At 64.3% G+C, this 1,100-nt stretch carries 2 protein-coding genes; both read left to right on the top strand.

The features are described from left to right. Window positions 1–531, top strand: a 531-nt coding sequence (locus NCG91_RS27845) for a TIM barrel protein (RefSeq protein WP_251352089.1), incomplete at its 5' end; no start/stop codon positions are given. Beyond that, the coding region (gene iolB, locus NCG91_RS27840; protein WP_251352088.1) for a 5-deoxy-glucuronate isomerase at window positions 528–1,100 on the top strand (573 nt) is incomplete at its 3' end. The genes NCG91_RS27845 and iolB, both read left to right, overlap by 4 nt.

Here is a 1,100-nt window from a genome sequence, read left to right as displayed (position 1 = left end):
TCGCAACAATGGCAGGACTACGCCGACAAACTGACGGCGTTTGCGAAACACTTGCTCGGCCACGGCGTGCGCCTGGCCTACCACCACCACATGGGCGCCTACGTGGAAACGCCGACGGACGTGGACCAATTGATGGCCTTGACGGGGGCCGAGGTCGGCTTGCTGTTCGACACGGGCCACATCACCTTTGCCGGCGGCGACGCGCTGGCGGTGCTGAATAAACATATTGAACGCATTTGCCACGTGCATTGCAAGGATGTGCGCCCCAACGTGGTGAAACTGGCGAGAAATGGCCACTGGAGTTTCCTGCAAGCCGTGATCAATGGCGCCTTCAGCGTCCCCGGTGATGGCAGCATCGATTTTCCCGCCATCCTCACGCGTTTATATTTGCATGGCTACGAGGGCTGGCTGGTGGTGGAGGCGGAGCAAGATCCGGCCGTGGCCCCAAGTTATCAATATGCTAAGATTGGCCACGATTACCTGGCGCGCCTGGTCGACGCGATTCCCCGCCTGGGGCGGGAGGCGGCATGAGCCCGCTGCTGGTCAAGGCCAGGGCCGGTTCGGCCATCGTCGAAGTCACGCCGGAATCGGCCGGCTGGACGCACGTGGGCTTTGCCGCGCACCGTCTGGCGGCAGGCGAACAGCTGACGTTGGAGACGGGCAGCCGCGAACTGTGCCTCGTCGTGCTGACGGGCACGGTGACGGTGCAGGCGGGCGGGCAGACCTGGGAAGCCATCGGCAATCGCCAGAGCGTGTTTGAAGACGTCTCGCCCTACGCCGTGTATGTGCCGCTGGAAACCACGGTCGGCATCACGGCCGTGAGCGCCGCGGAAGTGGCGCTGTGCAGCGCACCGGCCACCACCCACCGCCCGGCGCGCCTGATCGACCCGCAGTCGATGACGCGTTCCGTGCGCGGCAAGGGGGCGAACACCCGCTATGTGTGCGACATCCTGCCGCAGACGGCCGAGGCCGATGGCTTGCTGGTGGTCGAGGTGGTCACGCCGTCCGGCCATTCGTCCAGCTATCCGCCGCACAAGCACGACAGCGACAATATCCCGCTGGAAAGTTCGCTGGAAGAAACGTATTACCACCGCCTCAAT

Source organism: Janthinobacterium kumbetense (genome assembly GCF_023703445.1).
GTDB classification, from domain to species: Bacteria; Pseudomonadota; Gammaproteobacteria; order Burkholderiales; family Burkholderiaceae_D; genus Janthinobacterium; species Janthinobacterium kumbetense.
This window is presented reverse-complemented; position numbering and strand designations above follow the sequence as displayed.